Annotated in this window: 27 protein-coding genes; 12 read left to right on the top strand and 15 right to left on the bottom strand. The window is 38.0% G+C overall.

The window, feature by feature from the left end:
• Window positions 1-2: 2 nt before the first annotated feature.
• Window positions 3-614, bottom strand: coding sequence for a DUF981 family protein (locus SACI_RS01470; protein WP_011277219.1), 612 nt, complete (start codon window positions 612-614; stop codon window positions 3-5).
• 389 nt (window positions 615-1,003) lie between these two features.
• Here SACI_RS01470 and SACI_RS01475 point away from each other — a divergent pair, with 389 nt between their 5' ends.
• On the top strand, window positions 1,004-1,624 hold the full coding sequence (locus tag SACI_RS01475; protein WP_011277220.1) for a haloacid dehalogenase type II: 621 nt from the start codon (window positions 1,004-1,006) through the stop codon (window positions 1,622-1,624).
• A 9-nt stretch (window positions 1,625-1,633) separates the two neighbouring features.
• Here SACI_RS01475 and SACI_RS01480 read toward each other — a convergent pair whose 3' ends face one another.
• The 5 genes from SACI_RS01480 to SACI_RS01500 all read right to left on the bottom strand — a co-directional run bounded on the left by SACI_RS01480 (window position 1,634) and on the right by SACI_RS01500 (window position 7,101).
• Window positions 1,634-1,945, bottom strand: coding sequence for a muconolactone Delta-isomerase (locus tag SACI_RS01480; protein WP_011277221.1), 312 nt, complete (start codon window positions 1,943-1,945; stop codon window positions 1,634-1,636).
• Between the two features lie 140 nt (window positions 1,946-2,085).
• Complete coding sequence (locus tag SACI_RS01485) at window positions 2,086-2,640, bottom strand: hypothetical protein (protein WP_011277222.1); 555 nt, start codon at window positions 2,638-2,640, stop codon at window positions 2,086-2,088.
• Window positions 2,609-4,009 (bottom strand): selenium-binding family protein, encoded by a 1,401-nt coding sequence (locus SACI_RS01490; protein ID WP_011277223.1) that lies wholly within the window; start codon window positions 4,007-4,009, stop codon window positions 2,609-2,611. The genes SACI_RS01485 and SACI_RS01490 overlap by 32 nt, the downstream gene beginning before the upstream one ends.
• A gap of 214 nt (window positions 4,010-4,223) precedes the next feature.
• Window positions 4,224-6,221, bottom strand: coding sequence for an acetate--CoA ligase (acs, locus tag SACI_RS01495; RefSeq protein ID WP_011277224.1), 1,998 nt, complete (start codon window positions 6,219-6,221; stop codon window positions 4,224-4,226).
• 133 nt (window positions 6,222-6,354) lie between these two features.
• A complete protein-coding gene (locus tag SACI_RS01500) occupies window positions 6,355-7,101 on the bottom strand; it encodes a lipoate--protein ligase family protein (protein ID WP_011277225.1) in 747 nt (248 codons plus the stop codon).
• 35 nt (window positions 7,102-7,136) lie between these two features.
• Between SACI_RS01500 and SACI_RS01505 the strand changes: the two genes are divergently transcribed.
• The 5 genes from SACI_RS01505 (at window position 7,137) to SACI_RS01525 (ending at window position 10,305) form a co-directional block, all read left to right on the top strand.
• Window positions 7,137-7,385 (top strand): lipoyl domain-containing protein, encoded by a 249-nt coding sequence (locus SACI_RS01505; RefSeq protein WP_011277226.1) that lies wholly within the window; start codon window positions 7,137-7,139, stop codon window positions 7,383-7,385.
• A 1-nt stretch (window position 7,386) separates the two neighbouring features.
• Window positions 7,387-8,247, top strand: a complete 861-nt coding sequence (gene lipA, locus SACI_RS01510; protein WP_011277227.1) for a lipoyl synthase — start codon at window positions 7,387-7,389, stop codon at window positions 8,245-8,247.
• Entirely contained in the window at window positions 8,219-9,016 is a 798-nt protein-coding gene (locus SACI_RS01515; protein ID WP_011277228.1) for a lipoate--protein ligase family protein, read from the top strand. The genes lipA and SACI_RS01515 overlap by 29 nt, the downstream gene beginning before the upstream one ends.
• A gap of 153 nt (window positions 9,017-9,169) precedes the next feature.
• A complete protein-coding gene (locus tag SACI_RS01520) occupies window positions 9,170-9,391 on the top strand; it encodes a hypothetical protein (protein ID WP_011277229.1) in 222 nt (73 codons plus the stop codon).
• A 101-nt stretch (window positions 9,392-9,492) separates the two neighbouring features.
• Window positions 9,493-10,305, top strand: a complete 813-nt coding sequence (locus SACI_RS01525) for an HpcH/HpaI aldolase/citrate lyase family protein (RefSeq protein WP_011277230.1) — start codon at window positions 9,493-9,495, stop codon at window positions 10,303-10,305.
• On the opposite strand, the gene SACI_RS01530 is transcribed toward SACI_RS01525, so the two are convergent.
• On the bottom strand, window positions 10,293-10,697 hold the full coding sequence (locus tag SACI_RS01530; RefSeq protein ID WP_011277231.1) for a PaaI family thioesterase: 405 nt from the start codon (window positions 10,695-10,697) through the stop codon (window positions 10,293-10,295). The genes SACI_RS01525 and SACI_RS01530 overlap by 13 nt on opposite strands.
• A 101-nt stretch (window positions 10,698-10,798) precedes the next feature.
• Between SACI_RS01530 and SACI_RS01535 the strand changes: the two genes are divergently transcribed.
• From SACI_RS01535 to SACI_RS01550, 4 genes are all read left to right on the top strand, one after another.
• On the top strand, window positions 10,799-11,221 hold the full coding sequence (locus SACI_RS01535) for a hypothetical protein (protein ID WP_011277232.1): 423 nt from the start codon (window positions 10,799-10,801) through the stop codon (window positions 11,219-11,221).
• A gap of 143 nt (window positions 11,222-11,364) precedes the next feature.
• Window positions 11,365-13,194: an FAD-binding protein gene (locus SACI_RS01540; RefSeq protein ID WP_011277233.1), complete on the top strand. Its 1,830-nt coding sequence runs from the start codon at window positions 11,365-11,367 to the stop codon at window positions 13,192-13,194.
• 3 nt (window positions 13,195-13,197) lie between these two features.
• Window positions 13,198-14,382, top strand: a complete 1,185-nt coding sequence (locus SACI_RS01545) for an NAD(P)/FAD-dependent oxidoreductase (RefSeq protein ID WP_011277234.1) — start codon at window positions 13,198-13,200, stop codon at window positions 14,380-14,382.
• Window positions 14,379-14,669: a ferredoxin family protein gene (locus SACI_RS01550; RefSeq protein ID WP_011277235.1), complete on the top strand. Its 291-nt coding sequence runs from the start codon at window positions 14,379-14,381 to the stop codon at window positions 14,667-14,669. The genes SACI_RS01545 and SACI_RS01550 overlap by 4 nt, the downstream gene beginning before the upstream one ends.
• A gap of 102 nt (window positions 14,670-14,771) precedes the next feature.
• On the opposite strand, the gene fdhD is transcribed toward SACI_RS01550, so the two are convergent.
• The 4 genes from fdhD to SACI_RS01570 form a co-directional block, all read right to left on the bottom strand.
• Window positions 14,772-15,533, bottom strand: a complete 762-nt coding sequence (gene fdhD / locus SACI_RS01555) for a formate dehydrogenase accessory sulfurtransferase FdhD (RefSeq protein ID WP_011277236.1) — start codon at window positions 15,531-15,533, stop codon at window positions 14,772-14,774.
• Complete coding sequence (locus SACI_RS01560; protein WP_011277237.1) at window positions 15,505-15,870, bottom strand: DUF1641 domain-containing protein; 366 nt, start codon at window positions 15,868-15,870, stop codon at window positions 15,505-15,507. The genes fdhD and SACI_RS01560 overlap by 29 nt, the downstream gene beginning before the upstream one ends.
• Entirely contained in the window at window positions 15,834-18,764 is a 2,931-nt protein-coding gene (gene fdhF, locus SACI_RS01565; RefSeq protein ID WP_011277238.1) for a formate dehydrogenase subunit alpha, read from the bottom strand. Before fdhF ends, SACI_RS01560 begins: the two co-directional genes overlap by 37 nt.
• 211 nt (window positions 18,765-18,975) lie before the next feature.
• Complete coding sequence (locus tag SACI_RS01570; RefSeq protein WP_011277239.1) at window positions 18,976-20,118, bottom strand: 2'-5' RNA ligase family protein; 1,143 nt, start codon at window positions 20,116-20,118, stop codon at window positions 18,976-18,978.
• A 157-nt stretch (window positions 20,119-20,275) separates the two neighbouring features.
• On the opposite strand from SACI_RS01570, the gene SACI_RS01575 reads away from it, so the two are divergent.
• The gene (locus tag SACI_RS01575; protein WP_011277240.1) at window positions 20,276-20,518 is read left to right on the top strand and encodes a hypothetical protein; all 243 of its coding nucleotides are present in this window, start codon (window positions 20,276-20,278) and stop codon (window positions 20,516-20,518) included.
• Window positions 20,515-20,913, top strand: coding sequence for a type II toxin-antitoxin system VapC family toxin (locus SACI_RS01580; RefSeq protein WP_011277241.1), 399 nt, complete (start codon window positions 20,515-20,517; stop codon window positions 20,911-20,913). Before SACI_RS01575 ends, SACI_RS01580 begins: the two co-directional genes overlap by 4 nt.
• A gap of 126 nt (window positions 20,914-21,039) precedes the next feature.
• Here SACI_RS01580 and SACI_RS01585 read toward each other — a convergent pair whose 3' ends face one another.
• The 4 genes from SACI_RS01585 to SACI_RS01600 are packed head-to-tail and all read right to left on the bottom strand — an operon-like array spanning window position 21,040 to window position 24,221.
• A complete protein-coding gene (locus SACI_RS01585; RefSeq protein ID WP_011277242.1) occupies window positions 21,040-21,891 on the bottom strand; it encodes a sulfite exporter TauE/SafE family protein in 852 nt (283 codons plus the stop codon).
• Window positions 21,892-21,950: 59 nt separating this feature from the next.
• Window positions 21,951-22,862: a CoB--CoM heterodisulfide reductase iron-sulfur subunit B family protein gene (locus SACI_RS01590; protein WP_011277243.1), complete on the bottom strand. Its 912-nt coding sequence runs from the start codon at window positions 22,860-22,862 to the stop codon at window positions 21,951-21,953.
• Window positions 22,859-23,551, bottom strand: a complete 693-nt coding sequence (locus tag SACI_RS01595) for a 4Fe-4S dicluster domain-containing protein (RefSeq protein ID WP_011277244.1) — start codon at window positions 23,549-23,551, stop codon at window positions 22,859-22,861. Before SACI_RS01595 ends, SACI_RS01590 begins: the two co-directional genes overlap by 4 nt.
• The gene (locus SACI_RS01600) at window positions 23,538-24,221 is read right to left on the bottom strand and encodes a hypothetical protein (protein ID WP_011277245.1); all 684 of its coding nucleotides are present in this window, start codon (window positions 24,219-24,221) and stop codon (window positions 23,538-23,540) included. Before SACI_RS01600 ends, SACI_RS01595 begins: the two co-directional genes overlap by 14 nt.
• Window positions 24,222-24,242: the final 21 nt, after the last annotated feature.

The raw sequence follows: 24,242 nt of genomic DNA on the forward strand, positions 1-24,242 counted from the left end.
ACTTAAAGGAAAGGCGTCCAATGGGCGAAACCACTTAGATGTGCTGGGACTGCCTCCAATGCTATATATCCTGCTAATAAGGCACTAAGTATTAGGAATACAGAGTCGATGATCAAGAATATTTTCCCTTTTGATGCGTTATCTACAAATATGGACACTGGGTAGAAGAAGAACGAAGCTAAACCTACTAATGTGTAAAGACCCAACAGTGCTATAGGTTCAGTGGTTAAACCTTTGAAGTAGCCCTGAACGCCGTAATATATGGTAACTAAGCCTAGTATTAGAGCCAAAAATCCGAATAACTCTAATTTGTAATTGTTCTTTAAACTAAAGGCTATACCCATTAAGCCTAAACCAAGTATTGGGTAAAGATCATAAAATAGTATATTATAACTTCCAGGCAATGGCCAGACCAATAAACCATATAATCCCGTTATAGCCATAAATGACCCCATTACAAGTAATGGCATGTAAAGAGATCTTAAGGATTCACGATATTCTTGAATTGAGCTGTGGACAGTGAAATACGTCTTTATAAATCCATAAGCTAAAACTAAAAATGAAGAGGCTAGAACTATAAGTTGACTTGTTAATGGATCTATGAATAATGCCATTTTAATCACCAAGTTATATTATACATTATCAGAATATAACTGGTGTGTGTTTAAGTAGATACTTTTGTGAACATTTATAATGATAATTTTTTAGGTAAAGGGGATAACGAGCAAATAAATGGAATAATAACTAATACACATAAAATATTAATAATACATTTTTATTTCAATCTTATCAACTATGTTCTTGTTAACTTATAAATGTTATGTGTGAAAATGTTTATTTTTCACCACGGTAGATGGAAAAATATAATGACAATATGCAGGAGACCTAACTAAATGAGGTACTTAGATTTGTAGTAACTGAGTTCATGGTAAGGTTATTATAGCAGTTTCAGATTATTATTATTTTATAAACAATTAAATATAAGGAAAAACAGTAAGAAAGTATGAAGAGGTTAAATTTCGTTCTTGCCTTTGATGTTTTCGGGACAATTCTCGATCTCTCATCAATTATTCAGGAATTTAGAAGGAAGCAACTTGAATATACATGGTTACTCACTATTTTAGGTAAATTTGCCACCTTTGAAGAGATAACTAAACTGGCGTTACAAAGTACGTTAACAAGTAGGGGTGAAATGGAAAAGTTTAATGAGGAGTTAAACAAGTGGAATAATTTACGATCACACTCAGACGCTAAGTACTTACAAGACATGTCTGAAATAGTCGATATCTATGCCTTAAGCAATGGTTCGATGAAGGAAGTTTCAATGCACCTTGAACATAATGGATTACTAAAGTTCTTTAAAGGAGTAGTTAGTGCTGAGGAGGTAAAAGTATACAAGCCTTCTCCGTTAGTTTACAAACACTTCATGAAGAGTGTAACTCCTAATGCTTATCTGGTCTCATCAAATCCATTTGATGTGATAGGAGCTAAAAATGCCGGCATGGGTGCAATTTACGTGAATAGATTTAACCAGCCAATAGATCCGTTAGGTTATCAACCTGATTTAGTAGTAAAAGATTTCCATGAGTTACATGATTGGCTAAAAAGAAAATTAGTATCTTAAAAACAAAGGTTATTTGGTTAGCTTTTTCATTAACTCGTAGAAGTTATCATAAGGATGTATTGGGAAGACGTCAACATTCACTGAATGACCTAACTCCCTTGTAATTGGTAGAGTTTCCAGTATCTCATCTAATTCCTCATGGGAGCTAACATCTAGGATAGCTACAACTTCTCTTTTACCACTTACCTTATATAAGCCCTTAATTTTCCCACCCTTCACGGCTGAAAGCGCAGCCTCTGCTTCTTTAGTCCAAATTTCCATGAGCTTCTTTTGGTCTATACTTTCAGGTTGCTTAACTTTGAACCACAAGAGGAATAACATTTTACATCATATTATAAACAATGTCATAAAATAAAAATAATTAGTTATATTTTATAATTGAATATACACGGAGAGAGCGATTTGGATAAAATTACTACAGGAAGAAGGATACAAACTTGCCCTTTTCCTTCCCATCACCCTCAACTCTGAAGTAACACAGCTAACGCTAAGATCAACAGTGTTACAGAATAAATATAGTCAAAGTTGAACTTAGTTAAAAGTACTAGTACATTGTTTTTCTTTAGCACGATAAAGTAAGTGACTTCTCTCACTATAAATACTCCCACAGGAAGGAATACGAATAATGTATTCACTATTATCGCCAAAATTATCAAAAGGATAACATTCATCTGCAGGATGGAGTTCAGAAATGTGGATTTAACCAAGTTATAAACTGATACTCTCATACTTCCTGTGTAATGGAGCAACTTTCCTAAAAACATCTTCATCAAAATGTGAATTATGACGAGAAATATCACTATGACTTTGGTTGAATTGGAACTTTGAAGACTAGAAAATGTGAAAAACACTACAAGTATACCTAAGGAATAGTAGGAAAGAGTAGAGAGAAGAGGAACTACGAAGGACTCCTTGACTTTCTTGAAACTGTAAAAGTAATATGAAAAAAGCAATCCCTTGTAAGGATCTAGACCTTCAATTAGACTAAGGATAACAATAAGAATCTGAGGAAGCATCTCCTCCTCTTAACCTCGTCTGATGTGCTCTAGCCTCTCCAAAATCCACGAAAAATTCCTTATCTATATCAAGTCCTCCCTCGGGGTTCGCATTTAGTTTGACTAGCCATCCTTTGACTCCCTCAGGGTAAAATTGATTGTCCCAAGAACTGTAAAGCGAGTTAGTAACGTAAATCCTTCTACCATCTCTACTTATTTCCACCATCTGAGGGGCTCCTGTAAGTTTATTACCTGAGGGGTGATCAGCTCTGTACAGGATTCCCCCTAACTTCACTTTACCTGTGAGAACGGGCTTAAATGGGTTACTTACGTCGTACTGCCTCAGTTCCCCTGTGCCCCATAGACTAACATATAGAAACTTATCATCTAGACTAAGGTCAATATCGGTTACTAGAGGAGGGACTGCCTTAAAAGGTTTAAGTATATCAGGTAAATTACCCTCTGCAGGCTCTGCTGGTATATCGATGACCTTTTGAGCCTGCCATTTTCCGTCTTCGAAAAACCAGAGCCATATGGAACTGCTGAGATCTTTAAGGCTAACTACTAGATTGATAAATCCCATCAATTTAGTAGGGTCATGTAAGGGTCGGAGTTCTAAAGCCATCCTGTTTTCCTCTCCCAGAGTTATGCTCGAAATCTTCTTTCTCTTCCTTAAATCCCAAAAATGAATTCTGTTGCCGTATTTCTCCTTCAAATGTTCAGGATTTAGACCATTTTCGATCGTCGTTGGGGTAGCCCATTCACTAGTCACCATAATCTCATTGGGAAGATTCCACCAGAAGTCATATGATAGCTTTTGATCCTCCCTGTAAATTTCCCATTTTCCTAAGGGTTCGAAACTATAGTGGTCAAGCATTAATATTCCTCCAGGTTCTTCACCGACTTCGTTACCCAGTGCGCTGATATATATAGCATCAGGTCCACAATGAACCGTATGAAGCCTTGAGTAACCAGTGACTTTCTTTATCTCCTCTGGTTGTATAACTTTAACGATATTTGGTTTTCTAGGATCTAGTTTTGTGTCTATTATGTAAATTCTTGAAGAACGTAATCCTGGAACCACTAGAAACCTTCTCTCAACATTTGGTCTCCCATTTGGACAGAGTGAGGAGCTACACGCGTTCCAGCCGAAGTGGTGCAGTTCATCTCCAGTGTATGGAAGCTCAACCTTAGCTACTACTTTCGTATAGGTTTCAGATTTTGGGTTAACATCTACAACCGCTATATAATCTGGTCTATTGATCTTTGTTCCTACGTAGAGACATGCGACATAAGCCAGATCCTCAGGAGGTGAGTTGATAGCCATTTTAGGAGATGGGTAAAATGTGGGATCTCTCTTAAATGGTGCAAATACCTGAGGTAATCCCATAATTAAGTATATCAATCTAAAAGTTATAAACTTACATTATTAATGCAATAAAAGTTCATGTTATTAGTTAGGATACCGATATTTTAAAAATTTTCAACTTATGATTTACATTATCCTTCCCTAAAACTCAATTGGATGCAAAAATATCACATAAAATAAAAGGGTAAAAAAGAGATAAGGAGAAAAATACTTTAAATTACATATCAGAAGATATTTAACTTGATTTTCCTACTTCAGCTTTAAACTCTTCATAAGCCTTCTTAACTTCGTCAACTGACGCTTCGTCCTCTAACGTTGTTATATCTCCTACTTCTGCCTTAGTTACTACTGCTTTTACTACTCTTCTCATTATTTTCCCACTTCTGGTCTTTGGTAATTTACTAACAAAGAACACTTTGTCTACCACAGCAATCGGACCAACTTTTTCTCTTACAGTCTTCAAAATCTCCTGGGTTAACTGTTGGCTGGGAGTTTGTCCAGATCTGAGCACCACGAACGCATAGGGTACTTCTCCCTTTACAGGATCAGGTACGCCGACTACTGCAGCCTCTGCTACTGCAGGGTGTTCAATTAACGCTGACTCTAACTCATAGGTACCTAATCTGTGACCAGACACTTTTATGACTTCATCTGCTCTGCCTAGTATCCAGAAGTACCCATCCCTATCCTTCACTGCATAATCGCCTGCATAAAACATACCTGGGAATTTGCTCCAGTACACTTTAACGTATCTCTCAGGATCCTTGTATATTGTTAATGGCATTCCTGGCCACGGGTTCTTTATGACTAGATATCCCCTGTCCTCTAAATTAGAGGGTTTCCCATCGTCATTTACTACATCAGCTTCAACACCCATTATTGGCATTCCATTAGTTCCAGGTTTCATTGGAATTAGATAGAGACCCGGCAAGTGGCTTATCATTATTCCTCCGGTTTCTGTCATCCACCATGTAGAACCGAATGGTATTTCCTCTCTTCCAACTAATTTCCACATCCAATCCTGCGCCTCTGGATTTATTGGTTCTCCAACAGAGTGAATCAGCCTTACAGTACTTGTATCGTGCTTCTTTACCCATTCTTCTCCAAATTTCATGAAAGTCCTAATTGCAGTTGGGGAAGTGTATAGTATTGTTACACTGTGGCGTTCAATTATCGAGACCCACCTATCAGGTTGTGGATAGTCTAGCGCTCCTTCGTACATTACGGTTGTTGCACCCTCTGTTAGAGGACCAAATACTATGTAAGAGTGACCAGTGACCCATCCAATATCTGCGGTACACCAGTAAATATCGTCATCCCTTATATCAAACACCCACCTCATGGTAGCGTGAAGCAGAGTCTCGTAGCCTCCAATATCATGGACTATCCCCTTAGGCTTTCCTGTAGTACCTGAGGTGTAAAGTATGTATAACGGATCTTCTGACTTTAGCCTTTCAGGCTCTACATAAACATTCTGCGGTATATCCTTTATCACTTCATCAAAATACTTATCTCTTCCTTCCATCATGTTTACCTTGTGTCCTGTTCTCCTAACCACTATAACATCTTTTACTGTAGGTGTCTTTTCTAGAGCTTTATCGACAATTTGCTTCAACTCTACTATCTTGCCCCTTCTCCACCCTCCATCGGCTGTTACAACAAGCTTTGCCTCAGCATCATTTATCCTGTTTGCAAGTGCATCAGCGCTAAATCCTGAAAAGACCACTGTAAACACAACACCCAGTCTGGCAGCTGCTAGCATGAATATAGGTAGCTCAGGAATCATGGGTAGGTAAATGGCAATAGTGTCACCCTTCTTCAGCTTGTATTTCTCTTTAAGGAGATAGGCTACCCTATTAACTTCTTTATAAAGATCGTGATAAGTTAGCTTCCTCACTTCTTTAGGATTTCCCCTTTCATCCACTGGTTCTCCTTCCCATAAAATAGCAACCTTGTTCTTTCTCCAACTTTTAGCATGTCTATCTACAGCTAGGTATGAGGCGTTAATCTCCCCACCTACAAACCACTTATAGAATGGAGGATTAGAGTCATCTAGGACCTTCTCCCATGGTTTAAACCATTCCAGTTCAGAAGCCACTGATGCCCAGAAATTTCTATACTCCTTAACTGTTTGACTGTGAATCTCTTTGTAAGTATTTATATCTACTAGTTTACTTGCACCCTTTTTGGGTATTATTTTTTGTTCAAAAGGAAGAGCCCAGGATACGGACATACCATTATAAATATTTAATTGAGTAATATAAATTTTACTTATATTAGTGTATATATAAATTCAATCTTTAAAAATATTTTTATTCTCTCGCGTTATTAAAATCGTACTATAAAAAGTGACTTAAATATATTTATTAAATCTTAAATATATAGTTAGGATTTGCATATCTGTCTCTTACTAACATAGATGCCAGTTCTAACTCATTCTTAGTTATCTCGTCTACATAACTGTCTACACTTAAAATTTCCTCAAAAGCCTTTGTAAACGATGAAATGATTAAATCTAGTTGTATATCCCTTCCAAGAAGATATGATAGATTGTTAACCCTGTACTTGATCATGTTTATCCCCTTATTTCTCAGACTCTTGGGCGGTATAATCAGAGTTTTGTGTAGTAAATCAAGGTCTGAGTTTATCAGCAGAGTTCCGTGAAGTAGATACTTGTTATTAGATATGTAACCAGCATTTCCTGAAATCTTATAGTGCTTGTAAGCAATATCAGTTTGATTGTAAGTCTCTACCCTATCCCCTATTATACGCTCTAAAGCATTTATTGTACCCTTTAAAAGGAACCCGTAAAGGAAATCTATACCCTTAACTTTCACATCTTTATTTTCAAGAATTACTGTGTAGTTAAAATTCCCCATGTCATGATAAACTGTCCCTCCTCCCGTGATCCTACGAATTACGGGAATTCCCAACTGATTAGTTACCTCAATATTCACTTCATCCTTAACCCTCGATAGTACTCCCAAAACTACACTGGTACTATTTCTCCACAGTCTCAGTACTATACTGTTATAGGCGAATAGAGCCTCATCTATGGCTACATTTAAATAAGGATCGTTAGGATACTCACTTATCAGAACGCGTAATTTCATTTAAGTTTTAATTTTAACTATGCTTTATATATCATGTGCAGTACGAGATTAAGGTACCAGAGGATATTTGGCCAAGGAGGAGGGATTGGGACGGAGAAGTAGTGTCGGTTTATGTAAGAGAGGGGAGTTATGTAGATTTCGACGACCTAGTTGCTGAAGTGGAGATTGAAAAAGTGGTACTGAAAATTTTATCCCAAGTTAAGGGAAGGGTTCTGAAGGTGTTAGTCAACCAGGGAGATAAAGTAGGACCGGGGTCCATATTAGCGTTAGTAGAAGTGAGCTGAGATGAAAAGCGAAGTGGTAGTAAGGATTAATGAGAACTTCAAGAAACTTAGCAGGATAGTGTCTGAGAAAGGGATATCCACTGTATGCGAGGAAGCTCTATGTCCAAATATCATGGAGTGTTGGGGATCAGGAACTGCTACGTTCATGATAATGGGAGATATCTGCACAAGAGGTTGTAGGTTTTGTTATGTAAAAAAGGGTAAACCAGTCCTACTAGACCATGAGGAGCCAATAAAAGTAGCAGAGGCAGTAAGGGAAATGGGTTTAGACTATGTTGTCATAACCAGTGTTGACAGGGATGATTTAGCAGATGGGGGAGCTTCTCATTTTTCTCAAGTTGTTAAAGCCGTGAAAGAGATGAATCCTGACGTCATAGTTGAGGTCCTTACACCAGATTTTATGGGGAATAAAGAACTAGTGGAGAAAGTAATAGGGTCTGGCGTAGACGTATTTGCACACAACGTGGAAACGGTAAGAAGCCTGACTCCATTAGTGAGAGACGCAAGAGCATCATACGAACAAAGTTTAAGAGTACTTAGTTATGCTAAGAACGTTGTCAAAAAATCCTCTATTCTTTTAGGTCTTGGGGAGAGCTTAGAGGAAGTAGTTGAAACCATGAAGGATTTGAGAAATGTCGGTGTAGATATTTTAGTCCTTTCCCAGTACATGAGACCTAGCATTAAACAACTGGAAGTTAAGAAACGTTATAACATGGAAGAGTACAAGGAACTTGAAAAAATAGCTTATTCTTTAGGTTTTTCATATGTCGTTGCACTACCTCACGCTAGAACTTCCTACAGGGCAAAAGAGGCATATTTGAGGGCGATGGCAAATGTTAAGAATAATAATAGATGGTCCTAGGGATCCGCATTATAATATGGCAATTGACGAAGCCATAATGGGTCTCAGACCATATGTAAAATATGATACACTGAGAATTTACATGTGGTCTCCTTCAGGTGTTAGTATAGGGAGATCACAAGACGCTCTAAGAGCAGTAAAGATAGAAGAAATAAAGAGGTTAGGGTTTAAGCTAGTGAGAAGACCTACAGGAGGCGGAGCACTTTTACATCCTGAAAATGACGAGATAACCTATAGTGTTGTATTATCACTGGATAACCAATTAGCTAAAATCCCTGTGGATGAATCTGCATCGTCCATAGCCAAAGGTATAATTGATGCTCTACAAATAATAGGTTCTAGTGCTAAGGTAAAGGATTTTGGAGATAAGGAGAAACACGATCTCTGCTACTTGAGAAGAGGATCCAGCGACGTAATCTTAGGAGGGAAGAAGATCTCTGGATCAGCTCAGGTTAGGAACGATAAGGCACTTCTACAACACGGTACACTTCTGCTCAGATTTGAACCTGAGGTTTGGCTAAGGGTTATTAATGCGCCAGGATATGACCACGAAATGCTCAGAAGTAGGATAGCAGGCTTATATGAGTTCATGGACGTAAAAATAGAGAAAATAATTGACAGCTTAGTTAAAGGTTTTTCGAAAGAGTTAGGGGATGAAACTTTTATAGGAAGCCTAACTCCTGAAGAAGTTCAACTATCACTAGAGCTATATCAGAAAAAATATTCTAACGATTTATGGAATCTTAAGGGCTCCCTAGAACAATTTTGAACCTCCTAGTTCTCTAAGATCCCTCAAGGAGTAATGAGAGTCCTTTGTCACCTCAAGGTAAGTGAAAATAATACTACTTTAAACATGTTAGATATTTTCTCTTATGATGTTTACAAAAAATTATTTTTTAACTTAAAAGACACATAGATACACGTGAGAGAAGACTTTGATCAATTGCTATTTGGACTAGCTGGTGTTATCTTTTTAGAAGGGCTAGGTATAGCTCTGGATGTAGTAGGACAGTATGCCATAGGAAGTGTTCTTATTGTTATTGCAACAGTCTGGATCTTATCTATTTACTTCTTCATGAAGTACATCGAGAAAAAAGACTCAGAAAATGAGGAAAACGAAGATAACTCCTATAATAATTTCTGATTGATCTCTCTCAGTCGATGATAAATTCCGTCTGTAAGCTGTATCTTTAATGTCTCCTTTAAATTATAAAGTTTTTAACACTATCAGTGGTTATTATGAATATGATTAGAAGATCTCAGTTATATGTGCCTTCAATATCTGAAAAGATGATAAGAAAATCCATTGAGCTCAAGGCTGACTCTATAGTATTTGATCTTGAGGACGCAGTGCCACCAGAGGATAAAGAAAAGGCTAGAGAGTTACTGGTAAAGCTGATCAATGAACTGGAATGGGGAAAGAGGGAGTTATGTGTTAGGATGAATTCGCTTCAACTAGTGGACGCATATAGGGACATTGTCACCATTTCTAGGATAGACAAGATCTCTTGCATAGTTGTTCCTAAAGCAGAGGGTGACTTATCATTCCTGCACAAAGCTACAGGAAAAGATTTAATTCCCTTGATAGAGACAGGAAAGGGTTTGATAAGAGTAGAGGATATAGTTAGATCTGAGGGAGTTGTAGGCGTAAGCTACGGTATAGCAGATTTATCCCTCTCAGTAGGGGGAGATTATAACTTTTACGAGAAAAATGAGTTTGTTAAAACTTATGTTGTGACCACTGCTAAGGCTTACGATGTCGACCCCATAGATAAGGTGTATTTCGATCTAAAGAACGTAGACGGTTTCAGGAGAGAATGCGAGGAGGCAAAAAAACTGGGTTTTGTGGGCAAACAGGTAATTCACCCCACACAAGTTGAAATAGCTAACCAGGTGTTCTCCCCAACTGCAGAAGAGATAGAATGGGCTAGGAGGGTTATTGAGGCTTATGATAATGCAAAGAGAGAGGGAAGGGGGGCAATAAGGCTTGATGATAAACTGGTAGACTATGTGCATTATAAGATAGCAAAGAGGATACTTGAGTTTCAGAATCTATAAATAGACCATGTCCCTAGACCCACAGCACAGAGCTCTTTATCTCCGTCGTAAGCGTAAATTTGGACAGTGACCAATTTGTTTCCCTTATTTACTACTTTAGCCTCAACTGTAAATGGACCTTTGTTCATCGGTTTGAGGAAATTGACTTTGAGCTCTGCAGTGACTTCATCTTTAACTTCACTCAACGAAAGCACTGCCATACTTCCTGCATAGTCCATAGCTGAAAACATTATACCACCGTGTAACATTCCTCCTAGTCTAGTAAGTCTCTTGTCAAAATCGAATTTGAGGAGGGAGTAACCATTCTCAACTTTTTCGAATCTTATTCCTATAAAATTAAATACGTCTTCTTGTTTTAACCTCTCATTTAGTTCCTCTGGTGATATAAGCATACGATATCTTTTCGTAGCTAAAGAATATAAATCTGAAACTGGATTGCACGAATATCATAGCTTATTAGGATTGGCGAGAAAATTATATTTAATGACCTAAGATGCCACCCTTAACAATATTAGCTGATGTGGTACTTAATGAGATACGTGATGAGATTAAAAGAAGATTAGGTAAACAAACGCCTGAAGAAGTTACAGTTAGATTTGTAGAATATTTACCGCCACAAATTTTAGGATATGTGAGGGACGGAGATTACACTATATATGTAAACCTTCAACAATACACTAGAGCTAGGTCTTCTGGCTACGAATATGAGTATCTATATGTCATACTGTTGCATGAATATCTTCACCTCATTGGTATAGCTGATGAAAGAGAGGTTAGGAGAATAGACCTGGAAATAATAGAGGAGAGATTTGGTCAAAATAGTAGGGCATACAGAATAGCCTTGGAGTTAGCTGATCCCAGAGATGTGTATTTAAAGAACTCACAAAAATTCGGTAGACCCAATACGTATATCTGAAATCATATAGTCATACTACAATTTTATTATGATACTGTTTGTCATTTTAATCCGTGATAGATAATGTTTATTCTTGTTTATTTATCACTATACCATATTACTAAACTTTAAAAATATGGAGACTGTTTATATCTCGAAGAGATTTGGCAGAGCTTAAAATTGTCGTTAGTATAAAGCAAGTTCCAGACGCTGATGACCTCAGAATAGATCCAGTAACAAATAACCTAGTCAGAGAAGGTGTACCAGCCGTAATAAACCCACCAGACTACCATGCAATAGAGGAGGCAATTAGACTGAAGGAAAGGTTTGGCGGAAAGACTATGGTCTTGACTATGGGACCAGGACAGGCAGAGGTAGCTCTTAGAGAAGCACTAGCCATGGGAATTGATGAAGCTTACCTAATAAGTGACAGAGCGATGGCTGGTGCTGATACATGGGCTACATCTTATACTGTGGCTAAAGCAGTTCAGAGACTAGGAGGGGCTGATATAATCCTTTTTGGTAGAAGAGCTGTAGATGGAGAAACGGAGCAAGTAGGTCCACAAACAGGTAAATGGTTAGGAATTCCAGTTGTAGCTTATGTTAGAGAGATAAGAAGTATAGAAAATGGTAAAGCAGTTGTAGTGAGGACAACAGAATTTGAGGAGGAAGTTATTGAGGTTCCATTACCAGCCGTATTCACAATTTTAGAGACAGCAAATAAGCCAAGACAACCTGATATACTCTCTCTAATAAAGGCTAAGACTGCTAAGGTAACAGTATGGAATAAAGACGATATTAAGGCTGAACCAACAAAAATTGGTCTTGCAGGTTCTCCCACTAAGGTCATAAAAGTAAGCCCACCACCAAAGACGAGAAAGCCTGAAATCATAGACGGTAAGAAAGATCCTGAGAAGGCAGCTGAGTGGTTCTTAAACAAGATATATGAGTCCCTCAAGGAGGCTGAAAGTTCTCTTAAAGAATACGTTAAGCCAAAGGCTAAGGTCAAGGTGAATTCTGAGATTTGGGTTTACATAGACCATATTGGTGATAGGATTAACAAGGCATCTCTAGAAATTTTGAGCGAAGCCAGGAGGATAGCAGACTTAATGGATACCTCAGTTGCAGGAGTAGTTATAGGTGGAGAGAGCGTAAAGGGTATAATTAACGAAGTTTATGAATACGGAGCTGATAAGGTATATTTTGCCGAGACAAAGGGATATGACAGATATGATAATGAGGTTTACACTAAGGCTCTAGCAAAGTTAGCTAAGAAGTATAAGCCAGAGGGAATATTCTTCCCTGGTACTAGAGCTGCTAGGGAATTGGCATCCACGTCAGCAATAGAGATTGATACTGGATTGATTGCTGATTGTACGAATTTTGATGTTGATGATAAGGGAGTGTTATTGGCAACTAGACCTGACTTCGGAGGAAAGGAAATGTCCACTATAGTGTGTCCAAGACACAGACCAGTGATGGTCACTACCAGAGCCGGTGTATTTATGCCATTACCCAGAATGCCTGGAAGGACAGGAGAATTAATAAAGGAGGAAATAGAAGATTTGTACAGTAGGTTAAAAGTTCTAGAATATAAAAACATAGAGAAAAGGAATATATTGACTGAGGCTGATATAGTTGTAGGTGTAGGTAGAGGTATAAAGAGTCCAGAGAACATAAAGAAGTTTGAAGAGTTTGCTACAGCGTTAGGTGGTGTTCTAGGTGTGTCTAAACCATTAGCCGACATGGGTTGGTATCCAAAGGATAGGCAAATAGGTCAAACAGGAACTACTATAAGACCGAAAGTTTATATTGCACTAGGCGTTTCAGGCGCTGTACAGCACTTAGTGGGTATTTTATCTTCAAGGAAGATCGGTGCTATCAATCTTGACCAGTCTGCCCCAATATTTGACAACTGTGACTTCGGAGTAGTAGGAGATATATTTGAGATTGTTCCAAAAATGATGGAGTTAATTAAAAAGAAGGGGGAGTGAAAAGTGGAGTTTGATGTTATAGTTATAGGAGCAGGACCAGCAGGATCAGCTGCTGCTCTTACTGCAGCAAAAGGAGGAGCTAAAGTACTTCTCCTGGAAAAGGGACCTGAACCAGGATCAAAAAATGTCTCCGGAGCGATGATAAGGACAGAGGAAATCGCAAAAGTATTTGATACATCATCAATGCCATTTGAGAGAAAAGTGAAAAATGTTGATTTAATATTCATGGACTCTACAGGGAAAGTGAGAATCAGTGTAGATATATCATCAGGTCTAATAAACGTAGGTAGACTTAAGCTCGATAAATGGATGGCTCAACAAGCTGAGAAAGCTGGTGCAGTTTTAGTGACTAAGACCACTGCTTTGGGTGTAGAAAAAGATGGTGAAAAGTACAAAGTAGTTACTGACAGGGGAAGTATTAGTGGAAGCAAGGTTGTTTTAGCTGAAGGAGTTAATGCGTTAATTTCCATGGGAATGAAAATTAGACCTGATCTAGAGCCTGAACATTCAGTTCAAGCTGTAAAGGAAGTATACAATTTGAATAAGGACGAAATAAATAAGAGGTTAGGATTTAAGAGCGATGAAGAGGGTTCCAGCTGGAGAATATTTGGCACTAACCCAGTTCCTTATGCTGGATTCCTTTACACATACAAGGACGCTATTGCAATAGGTGTAGGTATTCCAATGTCTATACTAATAAAGAAGAAGATCTCTCCTTACACAGTATTGGATGAACTTAAAGAGAGACTAGGAATTAATGAACTTGTTAAAGGCGGGTCTCTTAGGGAGTATTCTGCAAAAGTCATACCAGAACAGGGATTCCCTTCATATAGAGCCTGTTCTGGTAAAATATACCTCGCAGGTGACTCCATAGGTTTAATTAACGCATTAACATTCAATGGCATAGGACCGGCAGTTATTTCTGGATCTATAGCAGGTAAAGCGGCTCTAGAGGGATATGAGTGTTTCAAGTACGAAGAAGAGCTTATGAAAGACAAGGAGATTAAAGGAGTTGTAAAGGCTAGACCTCTGATACAAGAGTTAACTAAGGAAGAGAACTTGAACTATTATGTAAACTTCCTGGGGGATGCACTTCATTCATGGGCTTATGGTTCCCTTTCCCTTAATTTAGATATGCCCAGACTTATTAAACACTTAATGTTAGGTATGGGGGTGTTAAAAGCATGAGAATTGAGGAAAGGTTATATACTTTAAGATATAAGAGAGACGAAAAACCACACTTATCAATAATTGAGCCCAATAAGTGTCAAAAGTGTGCTGAAATTAATGGAGTACCTGAACCATGTATCGTTGTTTGCCCAGCAAATGTGTACTCATGGGTAGACAACAATAGAATAGTAGTATCCTATGAGAACTGTGTTGAGTGCGGAGCCTGTAGAATAGCATGTCCATTCGATAATATTTCCTGGAAGTATCCAAGATATGGTCTCGGAGTAGCATTTAGATATGGGTAACAACGAGATATAAAAGACAAGTTTAATGATGTTTTTATTTAATTTATTTTAAACGTTCTAACCCCTTTGCTTTAAAACTAATATTTTATTCCTCTACGCGTTTTAGAGATCGATTCTTTCGGGGTGAGTATACACATTAAAGCTATTCCCTCTGACAAAACCAACAAGTGTTGCACCTGCGTCCTCTGCAATTTCTATAGCTTTACTCGTTGGTGCTGAAATACCGCTTATAATCGGAATTCCTGCTTTTATTGCCTTACTTACAATTTCATAACCTATTCTACCACTAACCTGAAGTATACCTTCAGTGAAAGGAAGTCGCCTCTTGTGGATTAAACTTCCTATTATCTTATCAACAGCGTTATGTCTCCCTACGTCTTCATATATACTTATTAATTCTCCACTAAGTGTAAACAGAGCAGCTGCGTGTAAACCACCAGTAATATTAAATACTCCCTGATTACTCCTCAGTTTCTCAGGAAGGGAAATAATAACCTCATTACTGGTCTTTGCGTCAGATTTTAGTAATTCAATAGCATTAAGAAAGCCTCTACCACAGATTCCACAACTAGAGTTAATAACAAAATTTCTCGTCTCTACAAATTTACCATTGGTTAGCCTTACATGTATTTCGTTATCAGATAGCATACTGATTTCTTCAACATCCCTTAAACTATTAATGTAATCCTCGTAATAGAGAAACCCTAACGTGAGCTCTAAGTCATTACCAGGAGTCCTCATTATTATGGCTAAATTTTTTTCGTTTACAAAAATTTGAAGGGGCTCCTCAACAGCCACAAAATCCTCGGAACTGGCTCTGTAACCGTCCTTAACCTTACTGATCTTGACTTTCCTTATTTGCACTACCAATCGCCTTTAATAATTTCAACAACAAGTATAAGCCTCTCCTAACATCAGGGTCATTAAGCTCTCTCACAATTTCGCTTAATTTTATGTCCTTTACCTCCTCCTTACCTGCAAGTATAGAGTAAATTTCATTTACATTCCTTATGAGCATGGAATTCTGTTCAGCTAAGAATGTTAAGTTTTCATCAAATTTCATGAGGACGCCATTCAGAAACTGCAATATACCTGTTTTATGAAGAGCATTTATCAACTTTAGGAATTGCTCTAATGCCTCTCTGCTCTCAGTCAATTCCTCAATTAATCTGTCAAAGGTTTGAATTCCTCCCTCTTCCATTTTTCCTCCACCTGTATCCCTATTTGTTTTTTCCTCTCTTTTGTATGATACCTCCAGTTGTATGTAGGTAATGGATTATCTGTTTTGCTCCCTTCTTGCAGCCTTTCTATAATAACAGGTGTATCCTTATACCCTGGAGTTCCACTGCCCTTATCTATTATTGGGGCAGTTAAGATGTTTACTCCCTTAGAAGGGTCTGAAGCGTATAATGGTATAAATATCTCATCACCCTGAACCCTATCTGTTACTAGTGCTCTAGCCCTAATCTCTCCACCAAACTTCGATTTTACCATTATGAGATCTCCCGTATTGATAGAGTACTTCTGAGCTAATTCTTTAGAGACCTCCACAAAAGTTTCAGGTACTCTCCCTGTGAGCCCGGCTACCCTCCTCGTCATATTACCAACATGGAAGTGCTCTAACACTCTTCCGCTATTTAGGGTTATCTTGTGAATTTCGTCTCTCATTTCAACTGGCTCAATCTCTAAAGGATACATTATAGCTTTACCATCTGGAGTCTCAAATTTTTCAGTGTAAAGCAGAGGTGTGTCTCTTTCTTCATAAACTGGCCACAGCAGACTATTGAAGCCCTCTAATTTAGCGTAAGTCACTCCACTAAATATGGGACATAGTTTAGCCACTTCATCCATTATATCTGAGGGATGTTTATAATTCCAGTTTGCCCCCATAGCATTAGCTATCATCTGTATTATTTCCCAATCTGCTTTTGCTTCTCCAATAGGCTCCATTGCCTTGTAGAACCTCTGTATTCTCCTTTCAGTGTTTACAAATGTTCCGTCCTTTTCCAGATTGGAAGCAACAGGTAGGACAACGTCAGCTAACTTAGCAGTTTCTGTCATGAACATGTCTTGCACTACGACAAAGTCAGCCTCCTCTAATGCTTTTCTGGTCAGAGGAGTACCACAGTCCACCATCACAGTGTCCTCTCCTATAATGTACAACCCGTGTATTTTACCTTCAAGAACTCCTTCAATCATCTGAGGAATTTGAAGACCGGGTTTTTCATTAAGTTTAGCCTTCCAGTTCTCTTCGAATTTTTTAATTACTCCCTCTTCAAACTTCTGATATCCTGGGAAATAGTTCGGTAAGCAGCCGAAATCACTAACACCTTGAACATTGTTATGACCCCTCATTGGGTAAGCCCCTGTGCCTGGTCTGCCATAATTACCAGTTAACAGTAAAAGATTAGATATCATAGTTGATGTGTCAGCTCCGTTTACGTGTTGGGTAATCCCCATTCCCCAAAGAACAACTACGTTCTTAGCGTTGTGTATAAGTTCAGCTAGCTTAATTATTTGCTCCTTCGGCACGCCCGTTACAGATTCAACATAATCCAAGTTGAAACCTTCAATAGACTCCTTGAACTTCTCAAACCCATTCACACGATTCCTTATGAATTCCTTGTCCTCCCATCCGTTATCCAAAATGTATTTTGCTACGCCTGCGAGTATGATTGCGTCATTTCCTGGTTTTGATTTAATGAATAAGTCAGCCCACTCAGCTATTTCATGCCTTCTCACATCGATTACAGCAATTTTAGCTCCTCTTATCTTCTTTGCCCTCTTTACTTTACTGCCTATGACAGGGTGACTCTCTGTGGTGTTATGACCAATCACAACAATTAGGTCGGCACTCTCAATATCCCTTATGGTTCCAGAGTCTGCTCCAAAGCCCACTGTCCTCCATAATCCAACAGTTGCAGGAGCTTGGCAATACCTAGCAGAGTTGTCCACATTATTAGTTCCTAACACAGCTCTTGCGAATTTTTGGGCTAGATAAGCCTCTTCATTACTCATTTTGTCTGACGCGATGACGCCTATAGCATCTGGACCGTATTTTTCTTTTATTTCTTTAAATTTCCTCGAAATAAGTGAGATAGCTTCTTCCCACGTAGCCTCCCTGAACTTATCTCCCTCCCTTATCAAGGGTTTGGTGAGTCTATCTGGACTATTTACGAAATCCCACCCAAACTTTCCTTTAACACATGTAAGTATTCCATTTGCAGGAGACTCCGGTTTTGGTTCTATTTTTAATATTTTTCTTCCCTTAGTCCACACTTCGAACGAACATCCAACACCGCAATAAGTACAAACTGTCTTCGTCCTTTTTATCTGAGTTTCCCTAGCCTTAGACTCCAATTCACTGAAAGTCATGAGCAGAGAAAAGTTGTCCTCTGCTTTCCCAATAGCCTCTATAGCTTTTCTCTTCAGATCCTTGTTTATCCAGGTAAAGAACCCTGCTTCACCTAGCATGCTCTTCTCCATCAATGCATTCACTGGACATACTGTTACACAAGTCCCACAGTTAACACAGGAGGAATTTCCTATGGGATTGCCATTATCCCAGACTACTCTAGGTGGGTTTAAATTCCAATCGATCCAGATTACTTCATTTACAGCAAAATCTTGGCAAGCCTCAACACACCTACCGCATAGAATACATTGTGAAGGGTCATAAGTATAAAAAGGACCAGTATCATCTAAAGCATATCCCTTATCCACATACTTCTGGGAGTTTATATTTAGCTTAATTACTGCTTCATGAAGCTCACAATCTCCATTATTATTTTCACAAATAGTACAGTACAACTTGTGATATCGAAGTATTCTACTGACTGCAGTCTTCCTAGCATTTAATGCTCTAGGAGAATTAACGTTAATTGACATCCCTTCTACTGCCTTAATTGCACATGATCTAACAAGTTTACCGTTAACTTCCACTATACACGTATCACAACTTTGTATAGGTGTTAGACCAGTGTTGTAACATACATGAGGTACATAGAACCCTTTTTCCATAAGAGCTAAAGCTAGGCTTAATTCTGTATTCAGTTCCACCTCTTTACCATCAACTTTAACCCTTACGGAACCCATATTCAATAATATAAAGTTGCGAAAGTTATATTCCTATTGCTAATACTGTGGTAAAATTATTAAGAAAACCACGATAATAATTTTGTGTATTGATAATTATTTCGTTAATATGATTAAAATTCAGTCGATTTAAATTAAAATATTCTTAGGTACTTCTTAGTCATTTTCATTCTAGGAATCTTTTGCTCGTAAAGATAGTATTAAGGTGAATTTAGGATAACCAAAGTTTAGTTTCCTTCCTCTCTATATGGTCTATTATCCATGAAAGATTAACAGGATAGAACTTAGTTACATCGACTCCCACATTGATAGTTTTTAACTCTCCATTTACAAAAGGAAATTCTCTTAGCCTATTATTATGCACATGCCCATGAATATTCCAGACATTTCCTTGAGGACTAGGCTTATGGGTCAACAGAAAGTCATATCCAGCGAAATTAAAGTACATGCTCTCTGGACCTACGCCTGGGACATCATGATTACCTTGTATGAAAACCTTGTTTCCCCTGAGCAAACTCGTATATTCTTTCAGTTTCTTGTGGTTAATAGAGAAATCTCCCAATATGTAAACGGTGTCGTTGGGGGAAACAACTTCATTCCACCTCCTGATTATGAAGTCGTCCATTTCCTTTACTTCTATAAAAGGTCTAGAACAATACTTAATAATATTTTTATGACCAAAATGAGTATCCGCAACGAACCAAATATTCTCCCTCATTGACATATTATCGATATTAACCTTCAGGAATTTCTCCCTATATGCCTTAAAGGTTTTTGACAGATATCTCTTGGATAGAGCTTGTTTCCTGACAAGGAGACTCTTCGTCGCAGTATCGTATTCTGCGACTATCTTACTATTTCCTAGCAAACAAATTCTTAAGGCAACTCCAGGATAGAGGAATTGCTTCAATCTTTCAAACTTATCAGTTTTTTCTATCTCCTTTAGTTCTTTTTCTGTAGTTCCAAAACTTATTGCTGCATGAAACCACAAACTTTCAGAGAATTTTTCCTTGCCTCGTTCAATCTTTATTAATGGCTTAAGCCTCTGGTATAGTTCCCTCTGAAGGGCTACTAATTCCATAGAAGGGCTAATGTTAAAAGCAAGCACTAGACCCTTAGAACCTCTCTTTATACTGATTCCATCAAACAAAAACCTTAGATCCTCATACTTTCCTGCAACATCAGATATAATCTGAGAAATTTCACTGATTTTCACCAGAGGTTTAGGCTTAAATGAGTAAATTAGGGTTATATGAGGTATCTTATGAGTATTGTGTAAATGGAACCTGAATTTACGAAGGAATTGTTTCAACCTATGCTTCTCCAACACTGGTCTAATCTCTATAAGATACATGCGTTATTTCATTACTTCTATTGTAGAGAAGGATATATAAAGATTATGACTCCAATAGTGTTCTATATATGTAAGTAATCAAGACGATACACTAACTCCATTAAACTTGGCGTCCACGAAGAAAATTTTTAATCTAATACTCTAGTAATATTATAGTATGAGAGTAGTAACAATAAAAGTAAATGATGATATTAATGAAGTAGCGGAAGAGATGATTAGATTGGGTATAGCTAGATCGAAAAACGAAGCCTTCAACATAATGATCCGTAAAGGGTTGAACGAGGTTAAAAGAATTGTAGACAAGAGGAAAAAAGTTAATGAACTAGTTGAAAGATGGCAAAGAGAGGGCTTACCTATAGAGTTACCTAACTCAAACAAGATAATAGCTGACAGGGAATGAGATACTACATAGATACGAGTGTACTTATAGCATACGTTAATGAAAAAGACCCTAACCATGAGCTTTCCCTTATGGTCGTTCCAAAGGAAGGAGAGAGGATAATAAGTGATATAGTTGAACTTGAGTTATATTCTGTTTTCTCTAGAACTCTAAAACTGAGTGAAGAAGAGTTGGACGCTCTAGTAAATTATACCGTATTAAAGGGAAACTGTAAAAAGGAGGAACTGGACTTCAATAAACTCTTTGAAACCGCTAAATCCTTAGCAAACATAACAAAACTAAAATCTTTAGACCTGCTTCATTTATCTGCAAGTATCTTGTTAAACTGTGAGCTTATCACACTAGATAAAGAACTGGAAAACGCAAGGAACAAAATATCGTCCTATCTTCCCTAAAGTCTCTTTAACGGAGACGAGATGACTAAAATTAATTAATTTATTGTACAAGTTGTAAGATTATTCATCTAGCCATCTTAATTTTCATCACGAATTTTAGTTCGATTAATCTTCTTTACTTAATGTTTACAAGAGCAAATTTCTGTAGATTATATAAATTGCCACAACTATCAGGACAACTCCAAATACTTTCCTAAGAGTGCTTCTTGGTGATTTTGACGCGAGTAGAGTACCTATATACCCACCGCCTACTCCGCCTGCCAAGAGAATTAGGGACAAGATATAGTCAATTTCACCATAAGATGCGTACGTCAATGCAGTTGAAAGCCCGAAGGTTCCTACAGAGATGAGTGATGTGCCAATAGCTGAAATGATACTCATAGAGGTACTAAAGAGTAATGCAGGAACTATAAGAAATCCCCCTCCTATACCTAGAAATCCAGAGGCTAGACCGACCAAAAAGCCTGTGTATATTATCCTAATGTTAATACGGTCTTTTGATTTTACCACACCAGTATCACCACTACCTTTTGTCTCATTTGATCCCTCCTTGCACTTGCTCTTAATCATCCTTAAACCAATTAAAATCATCACTATCCCGAACATTATGAGAATAAGATTCCCTGTGGTGAGGTAACCGAAATACGCACCCAATATCGAGCCTATAACACCTGGAATGGTAAATACGACTCCCTCGAAAACTTTAACATTCCCTTTCCTCCAGTGAATAAATGAATTAATGTATGCATTTAAACCCACTGCTAGTGCTGAGGTTCCTAAAACTAAGTGGGTTATGTTAGAATAGTTACCAAAGCTGGAAGAGTCATTACCTAAACCTACAAAGTATAATAATAGGGGAACTGCGAGTATTGACCCGCCCCCTCCTATAAGACCTAAAATAAGCCCAATAATGAAGCCAGAGACCACTACGAGGACATATTGTATGAGTGTTAATTCCACCTCAGTATACGGAGTCATAATATACTTTATATCAAATAAGATAAAAAAACTTAAGTTATAAAAAAGTAATGATTCGTTTACATGTATCTCTTTAACACTGACATAGGGTTAGTTATATTAGCTACTAATAGGGTTTCCTCAGGGCTATGACCAAAGGCAAAAGCTAGGAGTTGTGAAAAGTAGGCTAAAGGCATTTCTAAATCTTTTCCATACTTTTCAGCAATCTTTCTCATATTTGTCTCAATGGCTACATGACCCAATGGACAATCGGTAACTAAAACCTCTGCACCATTCCTTCTAGCCTCCTTTAATATTCTAGCCTCAAGGTGCATAGCCACCTCTACGTCGGAATATACATGTGGACCTCCACAACACATAGTCTTAGCTTCAAATGGAACAACTTCAGCGCCTATAGCCTTAAGTATCTCGTCCATAAAGAATGGTCTCTCCGGGTCGTCCTTCAGTGGAGCCATACCCGTGAGTAAGTATTGCTTGGGTCTCGAATATAGGCATCCATAATATGGAGCAACCTTCAGTCCTGTCAATGGTCTCTTGACCTTCGCCTTGACTCCCTCTATTCCTACAGTATTATATACGTATTCAACTGCGTGAATTAACATAAGTTTAAGATCATACTTGACCGTACCCATCTTCTCTAAATAATTATTAGCCTTCTCTCTGACCTTAGGATATTTTGACATGTAGTATTGAGCCCTTGATAGGGAGTAGTGACAGCCCGGACAGGCAGAAACTACTGCGTCTGCACCCATCTCTCTAGCTAAAGAGAGATTTCTAGCAGGTAATAATAGACCAGCCATAGTGTTTACATTCTTTACCTCCAAAGCTCCACAACAATTGTAGTCCTCAATTCTGTCTAAAGGTATTCCTAGATCTTGTGCCACTAACTTAAGTGAAACCTCATATGTCTTTCCTAAACCGTCTAATGCACAACCTGGGTAAAAGGCTATTTTACCATATGGATTACTCATTCAGGAACCACCTCCTCTTTCATTGCTTCCTCTAATACCTCCTTGATTTTATCCCAATTTTTCACTCTATTGGGTTTTAGGACATCACCGACTAGTTTACCTTTCAACATTGCAGCACCAATCGATATTAAGTCCTTTATACCTAAGGTAACCATTCCTGCTTTCGATGCAGCCATTCCCAATGTTAACTCTGATATCCTACCTCCATTTCTCATAACTGTCTCCAGGAAGAGTTCATCAAATATAGTTCCAGGATCCTTTTTAACTAAGTTATGCTTTAAGAAGTAATTATGTATCGAGTGAACGACCTCTTCTACCATGACTCCTTTAGGACATCTATGGGTACATTTTTGACATGAGACACATCTCCATAGCGAATCCTGTAGTTGGATCAAAGCTTGCTTGTCCCCTTTTCTCGCTAAATCAATAAACTTCCTCGGTCCAAAATCTGGGTCGTATTCTCTCATAGTACAACCGGAAGTGCATGTACCACATTGCCAACAAGCACTTATTGTCACTCCCTCTAAGGTATTTGCAACTTCGTCCCATATACTGGGGTCATAGCCAGTCTGAGTTGTTTCTACCATAAATGCATTCCATGTTCCGTCTACCTCCACTCCGTCAACTATTACTTTCTCTTTTTGAATAACTCCCTTTACTATAGGTTTTTCAGATTCAGGAATTGGCAACTTTTATCACCTTAAGAAAGGATTTTAACCCTAAAACCATAGCTGTAGTAGAGAGATGAGGAGGATAGAGACCTCCTCCCTTTCTATCCACAGCTAAAAGGGTTGCATAATCAACATAACGCACGTATGCATATACCAAAAAAATAGAAGTTGAAAAATAATTATTAGTGTCCAGACCGAAAACTGATAAGATCTCTCTAAGCTCCTTCAGAGCCTCAAAATAATCATCCTTACTGTTAAGCTTTACATTGTCCATTAGTACATATGTAATTGAACCTGTGTTCTTCTTATCATTCCAGATCCACCTAGTCCATAAAGGATATTGTTCAGGCTCCAAGAAATGAATTATCTCCCTAGCCATATCCAATATATCCTCAGGTTCTTCACTTACCAGGGAGGAAAACAGCTTTAACCTCTCTGAGTAATCTAAACTTGTATCTTTCAATTTATTGTAAGCTTCCCTTATTCTACCTATTCCATTCTTTTCCAAAACATAATTAAAGTGTTTCCTAGCATAAAACACACTATCGAATAATTGTCTAACATCGTGCTCAGAATTTATGTTCAGTGATCTAAGGAACTTGGTCTTCTCCTCCATAGCCATTATTATCGCTTTTAACGATTCTTTCGGATTTAATTTTGCGGTGTTTGTAACCTCCTTGGCTAACATACCATTGTATATATCTCTAAC

Origin of the sequence: Sulfolobus acidocaldarius DSM 639 (assembly GCF_000012285.1) — an archaeon.
GTDB lineage: Archaea > Thermoproteota > Thermoprotei_A > Sulfolobales > Sulfolobaceae > Sulfolobus > Sulfolobus acidocaldarius.

Excerpts from the sequence above, each read along its gene's own strand:
- SACI_RS01515 (WP_011277228.1), top strand. The coding sequence starts at position 8,219 with ATGTTAAGAATAATAATAGATGGTCCTAGGGATCCGCATTATAATATG.
- SACI_RS01570 (WP_011277239.1), bottom strand. The coding sequence starts at position 20,118 with ATGTATCTTATAGAGATTAGACCAGTGTTGGAGAAGCATAGGTTGAAA.
- fdhF (WP_011277238.1), bottom strand. The coding sequence starts at position 18,764 with ATGGGTTCCGTAAGGGTTAAAGTTGATGGTAAAGAGGTGGAACTGAAT.
- SACI_RS01560 (WP_011277237.1), bottom strand. The coding sequence starts at position 15,870 with ATGGAAGAGGGAGGAATTCAAACCTTTGACAGATTAATTGAGGAATTG.
- SACI_RS01590 (WP_011277243.1), bottom strand. The coding sequence starts at position 22,862 with ATGAGTAATCCATATGGTAAAATAGCCTTTTACCCAGGTTGTGCATTA.
- SACI_RS01480 (WP_011277221.1), bottom strand. The coding sequence starts at position 1,945 with ATGTTATTCCTCTTGTGGTTCAAAGTTAAGCAACCTGAAAGTATAGAC.
- SACI_RS01580 (WP_011277241.1), top strand. The coding sequence starts at position 20,515 with ATGAGATACTACATAGATACGAGTGTACTTATAGCATACGTTAATGAA.
- SACI_RS01535 (WP_011277232.1), top strand. The coding sequence starts at position 10,799 with ATGCCACCCTTAACAATATTAGCTGATGTGGTACTTAATGAGATACGT.
- SACI_RS01530 (WP_011277231.1), bottom strand. The coding sequence starts at position 10,697 with ATGCTTATATCACCAGAGGAACTAAATGAGAGGTTAAAACAAGAAGAC.
- SACI_RS01500 (WP_011277225.1), bottom strand. The coding sequence starts at position 7,101 with ATGAAATTACGCGTTCTGATAAGTGAGTATCCTAACGATCCTTATTTA.
- SACI_RS01490 (WP_011277223.1), bottom strand. The coding sequence starts at position 4,009 with ATGGGATTACCTCAGGTATTTGCACCATTTAAGAGAGATCCCACATTT.
- SACI_RS01470 (WP_011277219.1), bottom strand. The coding sequence starts at position 614 with ATGGCATTATTCATAGATCCATTAACAAGTCAACTTATAGTTCTAGCC.
- SACI_RS01600 (WP_011277245.1), bottom strand. The coding sequence starts at position 24,221 with ATGTTAGCCAAGGAGGTTACAAACACCGCAAAATTAAATCCGAAAGAA.
- lipA (WP_011277227.1), top strand. The coding sequence starts at position 7,387 with ATGAAAAGCGAAGTGGTAGTAAGGATTAATGAGAACTTCAAGAAACTT.
- SACI_RS01585 (WP_011277242.1), bottom strand. The coding sequence starts at position 21,891 with ATGACTCCGTATACTGAGGTGGAATTAACACTCATACAATATGTCCTC.
- SACI_RS01485 (WP_011277222.1), bottom strand. The coding sequence starts at position 2,640 with ATGCTTCCTCAGATTCTTATTGTTATCCTTAGTCTAATTGAAGGTCTA.
- SACI_RS01525 (WP_011277230.1), top strand. The coding sequence starts at position 9,493 with ATGATTAGAAGATCTCAGTTATATGTGCCTTCAATATCTGAAAAGATG.
- SACI_RS01550 (WP_011277235.1), top strand. The coding sequence starts at position 14,379 with ATGAGAATTGAGGAAAGGTTATATACTTTAAGATATAAGAGAGACGAA.
- SACI_RS01575 (WP_011277240.1), top strand. The coding sequence starts at position 20,276 with ATGAGAGTAGTAACAATAAAAGTAAATGATGATATTAATGAAGTAGCG.
- acs (WP_011277224.1), bottom strand. The coding sequence starts at position 6,221 with ATGTCCGTATCCTGGGCTCTTCCTTTTGAACAAAAAATAATACCCAAA.
- SACI_RS01475 (WP_011277220.1), top strand. The coding sequence starts at position 1,004 with ATGAAGAGGTTAAATTTCGTTCTTGCCTTTGATGTTTTCGGGACAATT.